The organism is Acidobacteriota bacterium, assembly GCA_028875575.1.
Lineage (GTDB): Bacteria > Acidobacteriota > Terriglobia > Versatilivoradales > Versatilivoraceae > Versatilivorator.
Genome location: JAPPDF010000061.1, coordinates 1 through 14,031 on the forward strand (window position 1 = coordinate 1; position 14,031 = coordinate 14,031).

The 14,031-nt window shown below is 60.4% G+C and carries 13 protein-coding genes; 5 read left to right on the forward strand and 8 right to left on the reverse strand.

Annotated elements, in window-relative coordinates; genetic code table 11:
- Positions 1-248: 248 nt before the first annotated feature.
- The 8 genes from OXI69_09425 to OXI69_09460 form a co-directional block, all read right to left on the reverse strand.
- Positions 249-1,193 carry a serine/threonine-protein kinase gene (locus OXI69_09425; protein MDE2666360.1) on the reverse strand — a complete coding sequence of 315 codons (945 nt, stop codon included), beginning with the start codon at positions 1,191-1,193 and terminating at the stop codon, positions 249-251.
- A 13-nt stretch (positions 1,194-1,206) separates the two neighbouring features.
- Complete coding sequence (locus OXI69_09430; GenBank protein ID MDE2666361.1) at positions 1,207-1,629, reverse strand: single-stranded DNA-binding protein; 423 nt, start codon at positions 1,627-1,629, stop codon at positions 1,207-1,209.
- 51 nt (positions 1,630-1,680) lie between these two features.
- Positions 1,681-2,469, reverse strand: coding sequence for a tol-pal system protein YbgF (gene ybgF / locus OXI69_09435; protein MDE2666362.1), 789 nt, complete (start codon positions 2,467-2,469; stop codon positions 1,681-1,683).
- A 606-nt stretch (positions 2,470-3,075) separates the two neighbouring features.
- Entirely contained in the window at positions 3,076-3,831 is a 756-nt protein-coding gene (pal, locus tag OXI69_09440; protein MDE2666363.1) for a peptidoglycan-associated lipoprotein Pal, read from the reverse strand.
- Positions 3,832-3,938: 107 nt separating this feature from the next.
- The gene (tolB, locus tag OXI69_09445; protein ID MDE2666364.1) at positions 3,939-5,276 is read right to left on the reverse strand and encodes a Tol-Pal system beta propeller repeat protein TolB; all 1,338 of its coding nucleotides are present in this window, start codon (positions 5,274-5,276) and stop codon (positions 3,939-3,941) included.
- 50 nt (positions 5,277-5,326) lie between these two features.
- Positions 5,327-6,133, reverse strand: a complete 807-nt coding sequence (locus OXI69_09450; protein ID MDE2666365.1) for an energy transducer TonB — start codon at positions 6,131-6,133, stop codon at positions 5,327-5,329.
- A 337-nt stretch (positions 6,134-6,470) separates the two neighbouring features.
- Positions 6,471-6,881: a biopolymer transporter ExbD gene (locus OXI69_09455; protein MDE2666366.1), complete on the reverse strand. Its 411-nt coding sequence runs from the start codon at positions 6,879-6,881 to the stop codon at positions 6,471-6,473.
- A 72-nt stretch (positions 6,882-6,953) separates the two neighbouring features.
- Positions 6,954-7,628: a MotA/TolQ/ExbB proton channel family protein gene (locus OXI69_09460; GenBank protein ID MDE2666367.1), complete on the reverse strand. Its 675-nt coding sequence runs from the start codon at positions 7,626-7,628 to the stop codon at positions 6,954-6,956.
- Between the two features lie 301 nt (positions 7,629-7,929).
- Between OXI69_09460 and recN the strand changes: the two genes are divergently transcribed.
- From recN to OXI69_09485, 5 genes are all read left to right on the forward strand, one after another.
- Entirely contained in the window at positions 7,930-9,630 is a 1,701-nt protein-coding gene (recN, locus tag OXI69_09465; GenBank protein ID MDE2666368.1) for a DNA repair protein RecN, read from the forward strand.
- Positions 9,631-9,776: 146 nt separating this feature from the next.
- Entirely contained in the window at positions 9,777-11,102 is a 1,326-nt protein-coding gene (gene miaB, locus OXI69_09470) for a tRNA (N6-isopentenyl adenosine(37)-C2)-methylthiotransferase MiaB (GenBank protein ID MDE2666369.1), read from the forward strand.
- Positions 11,103-11,176: 74 nt separating this feature from the next.
- Positions 11,177-11,662 carry a bifunctional nuclease family protein gene (locus tag OXI69_09475; GenBank protein MDE2666370.1) on the forward strand — a complete coding sequence of 162 codons (486 nt, stop codon included), beginning with the start codon at positions 11,177-11,179 and terminating at the stop codon, positions 11,660-11,662.
- A 109-nt stretch (positions 11,663-11,771) separates the two neighbouring features.
- Positions 11,772-12,389, forward strand: a complete 618-nt coding sequence (locus OXI69_09480; GenBank protein ID MDE2666371.1) for a hypothetical protein — start codon at positions 11,772-11,774, stop codon at positions 12,387-12,389.
- A 248-nt stretch (positions 12,390-12,637) separates the two neighbouring features.
- The gene (locus OXI69_09485; GenBank protein ID MDE2666372.1) at positions 12,638-13,801 is read left to right on the forward strand and encodes a hypothetical protein; all 1,164 of its coding nucleotides are present in this window, start codon (positions 12,638-12,640) and stop codon (positions 13,799-13,801) included.
- The last annotated feature ends 230 nt before the right edge of the window (positions 13,802-14,031 follow it).

Sequence of the window (14,031 nt, forward strand, 5' to 3'; positions counted from 1 at the left end):
GAGGGGGAGTCGGTGAGACAAGGGCTCCGCCCGCAGTCGAACCGGTGGGGGGGACGGAATCGGCGAGATAGCCAGATAGGAGATCCGCCCGTAGTCGAACCGGTGGGGGGGACGGAATTAGCAAGATCGTCAGTTAGGAGATCCCGCCCGCAGTCGAGCCGGATGGGGCCCCAGTCTCCGAGGTTCGTAAAAGGTCCCTGTTTCACCCTGTATGATCCGTCCCGTCGTCGGGGACGGGGAGTGGCTGATCATTCCTCCGGGTCGCCGGTAAAGCTTCTGAAGAATCCGCGGCGGGTGAGCCTGGGGTTGGCCGGGCGAAATGCCAGTTTGTCCAGGCTGAATCCGTAGTTGAGCTTTTCCAGGTCACTCAACAGCTCGTAGGCGGAGGGGTATCGGTCGCCCGGGTCCTTTTGCAGGAGGGCTCCCAACAGGCGGCTCCAGCCCGGAGATGTGTGGGGCCGTACCGAAATCAGCCTGGGAAGCTCCCGGTCCTGGATCTGCCGGTCCAGTGCGACCCCATCCTCACCCGTGAAGAGAAACTCCCCCAGAGATATTTCGTAAAGCACGGCCCCCAGGGAGAACAGGTCGCTCCTGGCGTCTGCAGGCTCCCCCCGCACCTGCTCCGGCGCCCGGTAGCTGAGGTGCAGCAGGGGCGGCTGACCCGCTGGAGGGTCCGGTGCCCGCGACTCCGGGGCCTCCGGATCCTGCAGGACCAGGTGGGGCGGCAGATAGGGCAGGACGGCGTCGAGCAGCTTGACCTGGTTGCCTTCCTGCAGGAACAGGCTGCGTGAGGTGAGTTGTCCGTGGACGAGGCCGTTCTCGTGTACCTCCAGCAGTGCGCGGGCGGCTTGAATGGCTGTCTGAAGGGCCTGGTCGAAGTCGCAAGGGCCCGCGCCGATCGTCTCGGCCAGCGTGGTCCCATGCATGAACTCCATGGGGAGAATATGAAGGTCCTCGTGGGCCTCGATCGGGAAGAGTCGGGCCAGGTTGGAGTGGTCCAGGGTGGCGTAGAGAGCCAGCTTCTGCAGGAACTGCGATTCGGCAGGGTCATCCTGCCGCGGCGGGCGCTTCAGGAACAAGAGAGCGACGGTCTCCCGTCGCTCGATGTGGGTCGCCTTATGGAAGCACCGGGTGTCCGCCAGCCGGTCTCTGGAGAGAATTCGGTAAGGGCCGATCTGCTTGCCGATGAACACGGGAACGGGCCGGCTAAAATGGGATGTCGTCGTCGGAAGCCCCGGTGTCCGAGTTGGCTACAGCGGCGGGTTGGGCTGCCGGCGCCGCTTGTCCTTCCTCGGATCGGCCGCCCAGCATGACCATGTTGTCGGCCTGAACCTCGGTGGAGTAGCGCTTGTTGCCCTCCCTGTCCTGCCAACTCCGGGTTTGCAGTTTCCCCTCGATGTAGACCAGCCTTCCCTTGCTGAGGTACTGGCCGCAGATTTCCGCCAGTCTTCGCCAGAGGACGACCGTGTGCCACTCCGTTCGCTGCTGCCTTTCGCCGCTCTGATCCTTCCAGGTCTCGTCGGTGGCGATGCGAAGGTTGGCGACCGCCGTGCCTCCTTGCGTGTATCTGACTTCGGGGTCCTGTCCCAACCTGCCCACCAGAATCACCTTGTTGACTGAACCTGCCATTCCACGCCTCCTTGTAACCTTCGATGGGAGAATTGGTTCGGGAGAAATTCTTCAGCGGCGCGACGCCTTCCGGCGAGGGGCGCGTGCCGATACGCCCAGGATTTTCAGACGATTTCTGGCGATCTTGGCCTCTTCGGAGGACGGGTGCTTCTGGATGACCCAGCGGAGCTCCTTGACCCCGGCCTGCCGGTTTTCGAGCTCCAGGTAGCTGAACCCCTTCTTCAAGATCGCCGCCGGGACCTTGTCGCCCTTGGGGTAGATCTGTATCACCCGGTCAAAGGCATCTACAGCTTCGGCAAAGTTCCGGATCCCGTAAAAGGTTTCGCCGATCCAATAGAGAGCGTTGTCCGAGAGTTCGGTTTGCGGGTAGTTGTTGACGTATTCCTGAAATCCCTCCCGGGCCAGGTCATAGCTGCCCTTGAGGTAGTCGCCGTAGGCGGAATTGTAGAGTGCCTCCGGAGACGGAGCACCGCTCGGGCGCCGCGGGTTGTCCAGGGACTCGACGACCTGAGTCTTGGTCTCCGCCATTTGCATGGAGAGCTTGTTGATTCTTTCCATCACCATGTCGATTCCAGTGTTGACCACCGAGAACTGGGTCTCCAGCGAATCGATCTTGGCCCCGACGGCCGTTTCCGTCTGTCGGTTCGATGACTTCATGCCTTCAAGAGCGGCCTGCATCCTGTTCGACTGGTCGAAGAGCTTCTCAACCAGGTCTTTCAAGACAGCGATGTCGGAGTCGAAGCCCTTCTGCAGTTCCCGCAGTTGCTGCTGCATGATGGAAACGTCGGCTTGCAGCCGGATGATTTCCCTTTTTTGAGCCGAGGCCGGAAGCATCGCCATCAACAGAATCCCTAGGCTGGGCAACAGGGTGTGTCTAAGCAATTTGGTCACCTCGATATCTGGGGGTCCGAAGCGGTCGTTTGGTGAATGATAGCAGCGGCTGTTCGGCAGGGCAAGTTCGGGTTGGGCCGCGGAAAAGAGTCGGGGAACCATCCGGAAAATGGGATGTTCCGCCTCTTTCAATATCGGGTGCGACCTGGTGCAAAATGCTGTCTAACCACAATAAGCACAGGAGTCACAAAACGAATTTCTTGATTTCGAGTCTTGAGGATCCATGCAGGTTGAAGCCCGCCTGCCGGATCTGATCACACAAAGCCCGCATGCCTTGGTCGTTTCTCGTCGTTCTGCTCTTTTTGTGCCCTTTGTGGCCATTCCCGGCAACGGTCCCGCTGGCGAATTTTGCAAACTCGCTTAAGTTGCGACTTGGTGAGCAATGCGCGCTAACGCCCCTGTGGCGCGACAGAAAGCTTCGGATCTTGGGAGTACTTGAGGAGAGAACCACCCGGCTAAAGGTGGGAATCCTATGGCTGGAGGGAGAACAAAACGGATGCGACGGGCCACCCCCTGGAGGATCAGGGGGCGGCCGCGCCGCAGGGATTGCTTGCGTCAGCGACTCAGCACGAAATGGGCCCGGCGGTTCTTTTGCCAGCAGGACTCATTGGACTCCATGCACTGGGGCCTCTCCTTGCCGTAGCTGATGGTCTTGACCCTAGAGCTGGAGATTCCCATGGAGGTGAGATGGCTGAGGGCGGCATTGGCTCTGCGGTCGCCCAGACCCAGGTTGTATTCCTCGCTGCCCCGCTCGTCGCAATGGCCTTCAATGGTGAAGCTGACTTGCGGGTATTTCTTGAGGAACTCGGAGGCCGCCGCCAGGGTGGTGCGGGCGTCGTCCCGGATCTCCGACTTGTCGTAGTCGAAATAGATGTCCTTGACCTTCTTGGTGAACATCTCCTCGACAGTCGGTTCTCTCTTCTTGGGCTTGGGAGGCGGTGGGGGCGGTGCCGTGACCGTCACCCGGGCGCTTGCAGTAGTGGTTCCGCCCTCGCCCTTGGCGGTCAACGTATAGGTCGTGGAAGAACTGGGAGATACCGAGCGCGACCCGCTGGTGCTCACGTCGCCTATTCCCTGGTCGATGGAGACGTTGGTGGCGTTGGTGGTGCTCCAGGTCAGGGTCGAGGACTTTCCCTTCTGGATGGTTGTCGGGTTGGCCGTCAAGGTCGCCGTGGGCTTGGGCGGCGGGGGAGGCGGCGCAGGCTCTTCCGGAGGCGCGACCGGCACCTTCTTCTTACAGCCGCCCGAGATTGCGATGAGGAGCGCGAACAGGCACAGGGCAGCCACGTTCAAGGACTTCCTGTTTTTCATAATTTCCTTCCTCCGTTCCAAGATGGGTGTGGAAGCGTAATCGTGTCCCGAAACTTTGATAGCGGGCACTAGTCTATAAAAAATAAATCCAGTGTAAAGCAAAAAAATCAACGCTGAAAGTAATTGGACCAGGCGGGAGAGGTGTTTTGGCCCTGGTGCGTGAGCTGCTCCTTCTGAGTCCCGTCGGCCAGCATGATGAAGATCTGCCGGCTGCCGAAACGGTTGGACTCGTAGGCAATATGACGACTGTCGGGCGACCAGACGGGATGCTCATTGTTGGCGCCGTCTCGAGTCAGCTGGCTGAATCGTCCGCTGACCACGTCCAGCAGGTAGATGTCGAATCGTCCCGTTAGTCGCCTCCTCCAGGAGAAAGCGATGTGCACGCCGTCCGGACTCCAGGAGGGACTCACGGCCTCGCCGCCTTCGTTAATCAACCGGCGCAGGTTGGAGCCGTCCTCATCCATGATCCAGATCTGGGGAGAACCGCTGCGACCGGAGACGAAAGCGATTTGCCTTCCGGACTTGGGGTTCCATACGGGCGAGATGTCCACGCCGCGGGCCCGGGTCAGCCGGCGGAGGCGGCGGCCGCGGAGATCGGAAACGTAGATTTCGGGGTCACGGCTCTTGCTGGAGCTGAAGGCGATCCTTTCCCCGTCGGGGGCAAAGGCCGGCGTGGTGGTCAAGCCGCCGCGTTGGGAGAAGGGGATGAGCCTTTGGTCGTAGACGGTACGAAAATACAGGTCGGGATTGCCTCGGTGGTAGGAAGTGTAGGCGATGCGTGAGTTGTCGAGAGACCAGCGGGGAGTCAGGCTGATGGAACGGTGGTTGGTGAGCGCTTTCTGCCCATGGCCATCGTAGTCCATGGTGAAGATTTCCTTGTGGCCGTTGCGGTTGGAGACAAAGGCAATCCGGGTGGAAGCGACGCCTCGAACCCCTCCACCGATGCGGAGCACGATTTCATCGGCGAAGCGGTGGGCCAGCGATCGGACGCCCTCCTCATCCGGATCGACCCGGTAGCGGTTCCCGATGATGGACTCCCGGGTGTTCACGTCGATCAACCGAGCCTCGACCACAAACTGGCCGCGCTGCATATAGGAATTGCCATAGACCAGGTTTTGAGCCTGCACCTCTTCAGCGGTCCACTCCTCGTAGTCGACCTCGTAGGGTTGCGAGGGCAGTTGCAGGGGGTAAAAACTCTTGGGCACCAGCTCGAACACCCCGGCCCGCCGCAGGTCGTTCCACAAGACATCGTCGAATAGGCGGGTGTGCCGCTCCAGTTCCTCCTGGGAGCCGCGTTGCTGAAAATCGGCCACGGCCACGCGGGCCCTGACTCCCTCGGTAACCACGACTCGGACCTGGCTGTCGTTGTCCTGGGCGGCGGCCGCCAATGGGCCACTGAGGAATGTCATCGACAGCAGGCAGGCAGAGGCAAGAAATTTAGTCATGGGTTTTCCGTTATCTGGTGTCCTGTCAGTGTCCTGTCCCGGAAATAGGACTACCTGGAATGCTCGAACCAGAATTCAGCCACCAACCGGGTCTCTCCTCCGGGAAGGGGAGGGAATCGGGAAGCCTTGATGGCCCTGAGTCCGGAACGGTCCAGCGACGGGACCCCGCTGGATTGCTTGATGGTTTCCCTGGCTATGGACCCGTTCCGGCGGATGGTGAATTGAATCACCACCCGCTTCGCCGTGCGCACGTTGGGGCTGACCAGGTTTTTCTGCCAGTTGCTGCTGACGATGTCGCGAATCTGCCTCACGTACCAGCCATACTTCTTACCGAAGAACCCGTCACCCAAACCGATACCACCCGATCCCATGCCGGTCTTAAACTGGGAGTAGGAGAGATCGGGAGCACCGCCCTCGCCAAAGGGAACTCTATTGGAAGGAGGGATCCGGGCAACCTGTTTGGGAGCTTGCCGCCGTGCTCGAGGTCGTTTCCTGACCCTGCGCTTCTTCTTCTTGACCTCGAAGGCCTTGGGGTCGGGCGCCTCCGGCTCGGGGGCGGCCGCCTTGGCCTCCTCGGTCTGGCCCAGTCCCTTGGACTCTGTGGCGATGTTGCTGGCCGTGGTCTGCTTGGGACGCGGCAGGTTCAATCCGTGAATGGTTGATCCCTGCACCAGGCCCACCGATATGGAGCCGCCACCACCCTGGCTGTCTCCCCATGGATCGGCGCTCGGGTTGAGGTAGGAGGGCAGCAGGAAGAAGCTCACCCCCACCAGCAGATGGCTGACCACCGACAGGTAGAGGTAGCCCCCCAGTTTTTCCTTCTGAATTTCAAAAATGGAGTGTCGCTGGGCCGGCATCGAACTTTAGTGTCCTGCCTCAGAAATAGGATTACCATCTCCGATGGAGGTTCCACCGGGAAACGGTCGGTAGGAAAGCCCCGTTGCGTTTCAGCCAACAGGCACCGCTGTGCTCTACCCATTGGGAACCTCCATCGGCCCTCCGGGTTCGGGCGGAACGGCGCCGTCTTCGTCGTCGCTCCTCCTCACAATGAATGGCATTGCATCGTCGTCGCTCCTGGAATCCGGCGCCGTTGCGCTCCGAAATATGGCAACCCTATTTCAGAGGCAGAACACCAGGACAGGACGGGAGCAGAGGTTCGGCCCTCACCGGCCGGCGGGGCTGAAAGCATCCCGGTTACTGTTCCGGCTGGGTGACCACGTTGATATTCTTCACGCCTGCAAGCCTGGCCCGGTCCATGACCCGGGCGATGGTTCCGAAGGGCACTTCCTCGTCGGCGCGCAAGTAGATCATGGCGGATTCGGGGTCCTTGATCCTGGCCTGGAGGCGGGCTCCCAGATCGTTGATGTTGATGGGATCGGAGCCTACGAAAAGCCTCTGTTCCCGGTTGATGCTGACCACCAGCAGTTCCCTGGTCAACTCACTGACCGTCCTGGTCTTGGGGACGCTGACCTCGATTCCGGATTGAATAATGGGCGCAGTCAGCATGAAGATGATGAGCAGGACCAGCACCACGTCCACGAGGGGAACCACGTTGATTTCGGAAAGAGACGTCTGGGTTCTACCCTGCGAGTTGGTGAATGCCATCGGTTCACCCTTGAATCGTACTTGGACGCCAGACCTCGGGAGCGGGTTTGCCGGATCGGCCCGGCGGCCGGTTTAGAGGAAGGTCCGCTCCATGAGGTTCAGGAACTCCAGAGAGAAGTCGTCCATGGCGGAGGCGAACTCCTTGAGATGGTGCACAAAGTAGTTGTAGGCAATCACCGCCGGAATTGCTGCAAACAGACCGGCCGCGGTGGCGATGAGAGCCTCCGATATGCCCGGGGCTACGGCGCGGATTGTGGCCGCCCCCTCCATTCCCAGGCCGGCAAAGGCGTCGATGACGCCCAGGACCGTGCCGAACAGCCCGATAAAGGGGGCCACCGAGGCCGTTGTGGCCAACCAGCTCATATTGCGTTCCAGCTTGGTCAGTTGTACCGAGGAGGCTCGGGATAGCGCCCTCTGAATGACGTTGATGGTCTTGAGCGTTGGAGACGGGGCGGGGCGGTCACCGGCAGGTTGGCTCATCAACTGGGCTTCCAGTTCCTCGTAGCCGGCCAGAAAGACCTCGACCAGGGGAGTATGCCTCAAGGTTTCGGAAGCTGAGCTGATTTCCGAAAAGCGCTTGCTCTTTCGAAAGATGCGCAGGAAGGCTTCCGAATCGGCGCGGAGCTTCTTCAGGTAAAAGTATTTCTTGAAGGTGATTGCCCAGGAAAAAATAGAGAAGAATACAAGAACCAGCAGGACGCCCTTGGCCAAGGGACCCGACTGAAGGATCAACTTCAACAAGTCCATCTCGGCTCCCTGCGCGAGCACAGGAAGCAGACCGCCTGGATCTATCGGCAAACAGTTCCCCCAGCGTTTTCCCGGACAGCCGGAATGAACCTCTTTCCTACCGTGTTGTGCCGGAAGTTACCATAGACCTCTCGGGATCGTCAACCGTGCTCCGGATCCTCATCGACACCCGGTAGCGTAGTGGTTTCACGGGTTTCAAAACAGGGCTGTCGGACCGGTCCCCGCCGTGCGGCTTCTATGGTACACTCAGCCCTCTTCCTGAAGCAGATTCCACGATTTCAGACCGGCTCCCGTCCGCCCTATGTTGAAGTTCCTCGAAATACGCGATTTCGCCTTGGTCGACCATCTTTCCCTGGAGTTTCGGGAGGGACTGAACCTGTTGACGGGGGAAACAGGTTCGGGCAAGTCGATCATCGTCGATGCCCTGGGGCTGCTGGCGGGCGCCAAGGCACGGGCCGAAATGGTTCGTACCGGGTCCGGCAAGGCCACGGTTTCGGGCTGCTTCGAGGGCGTGGAGCGGTTGCGCGGACCGCTGGAGGAGAGCGGGCTTGAGTTCGATCCGGAGGGGGTGATCGTCCGGAGAGAAGTCGTTGCGGACGGCAGGGGACGGGCTTACGTCAACAACCAGATGGTGCCGGTTGCCTTCCTCAGGAAGCTGGGGACCCATTGTGTGGACATTCACGGGCAGAGCGACCAACAGTCGCTTTTCAGTCGCGATTCCCAATTGCAGTGGCTCGATCTCTACGGCGGCCATCAGGGGCCCCGGGCTGAGGTTGAAGACCTCTACGCCAGGCTGGAGCGAGGCTGGGAGCAGGTCCGGCGATTGAAATTGAGCGAGCAGGAAAGGCTGCGGGCTATCGATCTGCTTTCGTTTCAGGTCGATGAAATCCGCAAGGCGGCCTTGTCCTCCCCCGATGAGGAATCTCAACTCCTGGAGGAGCGCCGCCTGCTGTCCAACGCGGACCGTCTCTTCCAGGCCGCTCATCAGGCCTATGCCCACCTCTACGAATCGGAGGATTCGATTGGGGCCCGACTCAGGCAGACCGGCCGGCTGCTGGAGGAGTTGGAGTCTCTGGACGCCCGCTGCCGGGGTCTTCAGGAGCAGTTTCAATCGGCCTGCATCAGTATCGAGGATGTTTCGTTGGCGTTGCGAGAATATGCCTCCAGGATCGAGGTGAACCCCTCGCGGCTGGATCGGATCGAGGAGCGCCTGGTCGAAATCGACCGTCTCAAGCGAAAGTACGGGGAATCGGTTGAGGCCGTCATGGCCTATGGCCGGCGGATCGAAGGAGAGCTGGAGGAACTGCAGGAAGCTGACCGCAAGGTCGATTCGATCGAGAAGGAACTGCAGGCTCTGGAGAGCGGCTATCTGAGTCGGGCGGGGTCGCTCAGCCTCCAGCGAAAAAAGGCCGCCGAGAAGCTCGAGCGCTCCATGGGTAGAGAGTTGGGGCAACTGGCCATGGAGAAAACCCGGTTCCGGGTGGCCTTCTCTTCCGCTTCCGGCCGCAGTGGACAGGCTTCGTCCGGGCCCGGGGTGCCCGGCAGCGCGAACGGGACCGACGTGATCGACTTCCTGATCAGTCCCAATCCGGGTGAAGATCTGAAGGCTCTGGCCAAGATCGCCTCCGGCGGAGAGGTCTCGAGGATCATGCTGGCCTTGAAAACCATTCGTTCCATCGATGACGGAGGGAAAACACTGATCTTTGACGAAGTCGATAGCGGCATCGGTGGTCGGGCAGCCGACGTGGTGGGGCGGAAACTCAAGGTTCTTTCCAGGGCCAACCAGGTATTGTGCGTAACACACCTCCCGCAGATTGCCTCCTATGCCGACAACCACTTTCATATCGAGAAGAGAGTGGACAAAAACCGGACGGTGACCCGGGTCGCCCGGCTGGACCGGGAGAGCCGTATTCGCGAAATAGCCCGCATGATCAGCGGGGAACGGGTAACCGAGAATGTCCTGAAGCATGCCGCCGAACTTCTGAACAGCGCTTCGAATTGATGAATGCGGCTAAAGGCTCGACTTTGGGGGCACGTTCCTGCATTCTTAATGACGGTTCACGCAGACGTCTTGCGTGAACCAACGGTGCCGTTCCTATCGGCCTTCCCGATCCGGCCGGCCCGGACGGACACCATTTGCGGTCAACCATGTCCCAAGGCAAGAAATTCTTTATCGAGACTTTCGGTTGTCAGATGAATCATCACGACTCCGAAAAGGTGGCCGGCACCCTTGTGAAGATGGGATACGCGCCCACCTCCAATGCCGCCGAGGCCGATCTGCTGCTGCTCAACACCTGCAATATCCGGGAGAAAGCCAACCAGAAGGTGTTTTCCCGTCTGGGAGCCGTGCGTCAGACCTATGGGGCCAAGCCCACCGCCAAGATCGGCCTGCTCGGTTGCATGGCCCAGATGGAGGGGGCCGCCATTTTCAAGAAGGCTCCCAAGGTGGACCTGGTGGTCGGATCCAGCAGTTACTCCTTCTTGCCCGGGTTGGTTTCCAGGCTGGAGCAGGGAGAGCCGCAGGTGATCGATGTTTCCCAGGACAGCGACCGCTTGTTCGAAACCGAGGCCGGCACCAGGGAGAGCCCCTACAAGGCCTTCGTCACCATTATGGAAGGATGCAACCGCTTCTGCTCCTTCTGTGTCGTTCCCTACACCCGGGGACCCGAGCGCAGCCGCCCCGGCCGGCACGTTTTGTCCGAAGTGGAGGGCTTGTCCTCCCGGGGTTTTCGGGAAGTCACCCTGCTCGGGCAGACGGTCAACTCCTGGAGGGACCCTCTGGGTGAGATCGCCTCCTTCACCGACCTGCTGCGTCGGGTGGCGAGGATCGAGGGACTCCGACGTGTCCGCTTCACCTCTCCCCATCCGAGCGACTTTCAGCCCGACATCGTGGAGGTGATCGAAACGGTCCCCGAGGTCTGCAACCAGATTCATTTGCCCTTGCAGTCGGGTTCCACTCCCGTCCTGCAGCGAATGAAGCGGGACTACACCCGCGAGCAATATCTGGAAAAGGTCGCCTTCCTGAAGCGCTCCAGGAGGGAAATCGCCCTCTCCACCGACATCATCGTGGGATTCCCTGGAGAGACCCAGCAGCAATTCGAGGAGACGCTCTCCATGGTGGAGACGGTCGGATACGATTCCATGTTTTCCTTCAAGTTCTCCCCCCGTCCGGGGACCGAGGCCTTCGCATTCCAGGATGTGATTCCCGAGGCGGAGAAGAGCCGCCGGCTCCAGGTTCTCCAACAGTTTCAACGCAAGATTCAACTCGAAAGGCATGAACGCCTGGTGGGTAAGGAATTCGAAGTCCTGGTGGATGGAAGCAGCCGGAGGGACAGCCGGGTGCTGGCGGGACGAACGACCCAAAACAAGATCGTCAACTTCAGCGGGCCTCCCGAGTTGCTGGGCCGGTTCGTGCCGGTGAGAGTGACCGGTTTTGCCCCCAACAGTTTGCGGGGAGAATTGGTTGGGTGGTAGTCTTATTTCTGAGACAGGACACTGGAATGACGCCGGTGGGTGCGGCGAGAAACTGGCGGCCGAGGAGCTCGAGAATGCAGATTGAAATGAAGATTCGCGGCTTGATGATGGATCCGGTCACCAATGTGCCAATCGTGATCTTGAAGGGGGCTGAGGGCAACGCCCTGCTGCCCATTTGGGTTGGCGTTTACGAGGCCAATGCCATCGCCCTGGAAATCGAAAAAATCTCCAGCCCGCGCCCCATGACCCACGATCTGCTGAGAAACATCCTGAATGGTTTGAGCTGTTCGGTGATGAAGGTGGTGGTGAACCAGCTCAAGGACGATACTTTTTATGCCATCATTTGGCTGGAACGGGAAGGCCGCCTGATCTCGATCGACTCCCGTCCCAGCGACGCCCTGGCTCTGGCGCTGCGCACGGATTCTCCGATTTTCGTGGAGGAAGAGGTGATCAAGACCTCCAAGGCAGCCTCGGCCGACAAGGAGAAGTCCGGCGACGAGGAACTGAAGCGCTGGCTGGAGAACCTGAATGACGAGGACCTGGGTAAATACAAGATGTAGTCCGAATTTCTTGCGCTGGCTGACGTCGGTACTATAATGGAGGGCGTTTCCCAAAGGAATTCTGACCGATTCGGTGCGAACCCGCGCCGAGGTTTTTGAGGAGGAAGCCATGAGACGTTTACTCTCGGGCCTCTGTCGGTTCTGCGGCCGTCTGGCTTTGGCGGTCGGTTTGTGTCTGCTGGTGGGCAGCCTGGTGGATGGGCCACACTCACCGCTTTCCGCCAACCAGAAGAAGTCCAAGAAGAAGAGCAAGAAACGGGGACAGCCTGTGGAAGAGGTTGCGCCCGAGCCTGCGGTGGAGCAGGCCAAAGTGCCCAAGCCCCCCGCGAATGACTTTACCGTTCAGGTCTACCAGAAGATGGACGAAGCCAATCTGCAGACGGCCAGCTTCAAGGATCGGCTTGAGATCGACCAGGTCAACCAGGATGTGGAGGTTGTCGTTACCTATTACAACTGGTCCCTTAACAACAAGGACTACTGGAATCGGCAGATCAGTATCGATACCAAGGCGTCCTCGGGAGTCACCGTCGAGCACATCACCAAGAGCGGTTTTGGCGACCTGGGATATGTGCTGGAAGGTAATTCCGTCACTTCGGACGTCTATCGCAAGGAACAGGTGGTGGTCCGGGGGGAGGTGGCCACGGCCCGGATGGTGGACAAGGAGATCGGACCGGAGGAGCAGGGTCGATACAAGTACCTGATGACCAAGTTCGTTCTTGAGAAGTAATCCGAATGCGGCAGCCGGTGGCGCCGTTGTTCTCCGGTGGCCGATGGATGGATCTGCAGTTCACCTCGAACCCCGGGCATGAGCCCGGGGGCATTGCATCCGTCATCCCCGCTGTCACCCATGCGGCGAGTCAGTGGCCCGCTCCCAGCCCGGCTAACCACTAATAACCAACCAAAACGTAACATCGGTCCCGCCCGTCGCTCCGCCAGCCTTCGCCTGAAATACCTGGCGGGAAGTTGAAAATTCCCATGAAATGTTTCTCCGCAAGGAGGCTGCTTCTGCTTGTGCTGTTGCTGGCCGTAGCCATGCCGGCTCAGCTTCAGGCCAAGAAGCTCTTCCGAAAAGCCGCCAAAAAACAGTTGAAGCACTACCTGGTGGAGATTTGCGATTGGATCGAGACCCAGGCCACCGAGGAGTCGGAGTCTGCCGCCTCGACTTCAGCCGCTTCGATTCGCGCCCTGCTGGCCGGCTACGATCTGGCCGGAAAGCAGAAGCGCTACCTGAATGCGGCCTTGGGGTGGGGAGATCGGCTGATTGCGCAGCAGCAGCCGGTGCGAACAACAGCCGGCAACACCGGGGCATTGTGGGCCGGCCGGGAGGGCGGCCTGCCCTTGAACTCGGCCGATTCCTGCCTGGCGGCCGCTGCCCTGGCACGGAGCCATGTCTATGCGGACAAAGCCCGCCGGCGGGCCTATCGCCAGGCCCTGGAACGGTACGCCCGGGTCCTGGTGGAGGGCTACCAGGGGGATGGGGCGCGGAAAGGTTGGGACGGTTCGAGTGGCTGGGTCATCACCGGAGGCGAGGATGAAGGCGCCATCGCCTTGGGAACTCTCAACGGCCAGGTTTCGGTCGGACCCTCCACGGCTTCCACCGCAGCCGGCAGCCTGTTTTTTTCTCAGCTCTACGCGCTCACCGAGAACCCGGAATACCGGCGGCTGGCGGCGGACGGGGTGCGTTGGCTGGTCCGGAGCCGCAGGCCCAACGGACAGATCCCCTCCATCGTCGATGGAAACATCTCCTTGCAGGGCTCGCTGGGCGTCATCCCCTTTTGGGCCGAGGCGGTTCAAGCCGCCTACTACCTCTTGGACGACAAAGATTTGACCAACTGGATGCTGGTGGAGCTGGATCTCACCATCCGCTGGCTGCTGAGGGTTCGAAGCGAGCAGGGATTGTGGGGCGAAGGGGCCGAGAAGAGGGTCACCACCAGTGTCGCCACCCTGCTGGCCTGGTTCTACTTGAGCGCCGATTCGGACGAATCCATCCCGCCCACCCTCAATCCGCCCTGGAAGCTCTGGCTGAATCCGGTTCACGCACAGTCATTCGGGATATTGGCGGATGAGTCCGTCTCGGGGCTGGTGGGGATGACCACGGCCGAGATGATCAAGCCGGGAATCACCTTCAGAAAAAAATGAGAATCGCGGGCAAGTGCCACCCCTGCCCTGCCGTGCAGATCATACATAGTAAAACAAGGACCTGTTACGAACCTCGGAGACTGGGCCCCCCTCCAGCTTGAGGGACGCCGCGATTGCCCCCCTCCGGCTCGGCTGCGGGCTCCTGCCTGGTCGAAGGGACGCCGCGTTTGCCTCGCCGACTCCCCCCTTGAGGGGGAGTCGCAGAAGCCGAGCCGCAGGCGAAGGCTGAT

Excerpts from the sequence above, each read along its gene's own strand:
- OXI69_09475 (MDE2666370.1), top strand. The coding sequence starts at position 11,177 with ATGCAGATTGAAATGAAGATTCGCGGCTTGATGATGGATCCGGTCACC.
- miaB (MDE2666369.1), top strand. The coding sequence starts at position 9,777 with ATGTCCCAAGGCAAGAAATTCTTTATCGAGACTTTCGGTTGTCAGATG.
- OXI69_09455 (MDE2666366.1), bottom strand. The coding sequence starts at position 6,881 with ATGGCATTCACCAACTCGCAGGGTAGAACCCAGACGTCTCTTTCCGAA.
- recN (MDE2666368.1), top strand. The coding sequence starts at position 7,930 with ATGTTGAAGTTCCTCGAAATACGCGATTTCGCCTTGGTCGACCATCTT.
- OXI69_09430 (MDE2666361.1), bottom strand. The coding sequence starts at position 1,629 with ATGGCAGGTTCAGTCAACAAGGTGATTCTGGTGGGCAGGTTGGGACAG.
- OXI69_09480 (MDE2666371.1), top strand. The coding sequence starts at position 11,772 with ATGAGACGTTTACTCTCGGGCCTCTGTCGGTTCTGCGGCCGTCTGGCT.
- tolB (MDE2666364.1), bottom strand. The coding sequence starts at position 5,276 with ATGACTAAATTTCTTGCCTCTGCCTGCCTGCTGTCGATGACATTCCTC.
- OXI69_09460 (MDE2666367.1), bottom strand. The coding sequence starts at position 7,628 with ATGGACTTGTTGAAGTTGATCCTTCAGTCGGGTCCCTTGGCCAAGGGC.
- OXI69_09485 (MDE2666372.1), top strand. The coding sequence starts at position 12,638 with ATGAAATGTTTCTCCGCAAGGAGGCTGCTTCTGCTTGTGCTGTTGCTG.
- ybgF (MDE2666362.1), bottom strand. The coding sequence starts at position 2,469 with ATGGCGATGCTTCCGGCCTCGGCTCAAAAAAGGGAAATCATCCGGCTG.
- pal (MDE2666363.1), bottom strand. The coding sequence starts at position 3,831 with ATGAAAAACAGGAAGTCCTTGAACGTGGCTGCCCTGTGCCTGTTCGCG.
- OXI69_09450 (MDE2666365.1), bottom strand. The coding sequence starts at position 6,133 with ATGCCGGCCCAGCGACACTCCATTTTTGAAATTCAGAAGGAAAAACTG.